This is a genomic window from Cognatundibacterium luofuense (assembly GCF_018139685.1).
GTDB classification, from domain to species: domain Bacteria; phylum Pseudomonadota; class Gammaproteobacteria; order Burkholderiales; family Burkholderiaceae_D; genus Undibacterium; species Undibacterium luofuense.
This window is the reverse complement of sequence record NZ_JAGSPN010000250.1, coordinates 1-382: the sequence shown is the minus strand read 5'-3', so window position 1 is coordinate 382 and position 382 is coordinate 1. Positions and strand designations below refer to the sequence as shown.

The 382-nt window shown below is 51.0% G+C and carries 1 protein-coding gene; it reads left to right on the top strand.

Annotated features, from left to right (window positions below):
- Positions 1-28 precede the first annotated feature (28 nt).
- Positions 29-382: sensor histidine kinase (locus tag KDM89_RS20265; RefSeq protein WP_230428008.1), on the top strand; the 354-nt coding region annotated here is incomplete at its 3' end.

The window sequence follows — 382 nt, the reverse complement described above, 5'->3', positions numbered from 1 at the left end:
CAAACACATCGACATCGGAGTCACAGACATGCAAGATGCTGAAGTGTGGGCTAACGAGATGGACATGACCACCCTAGTCAAGAACCTAGTTGATAACGCCATCCGCTACACACCACAAGGAGGCAGAGTTGATCTTTCTATTGGTCTCTCGGACGGAAAGGTGGTATTACGTGTCCAGGACAGCGGGCCTGGCATTCCGTTGGCTGAACGAGGCAGGGTGTTTGATCCCTTCTACCGCACGCTGGGGAGTGAGCAAATTGGCGCAGGATTGGGACTATCCATTGTTAAAGCGATTGCCAATCGCATCGGAGCTGAAATCCGTCTCGATTTTGTGAACGAAACTCAGCAGACCGGTTTAATCGTTACTGTTTTCGCTCCCATG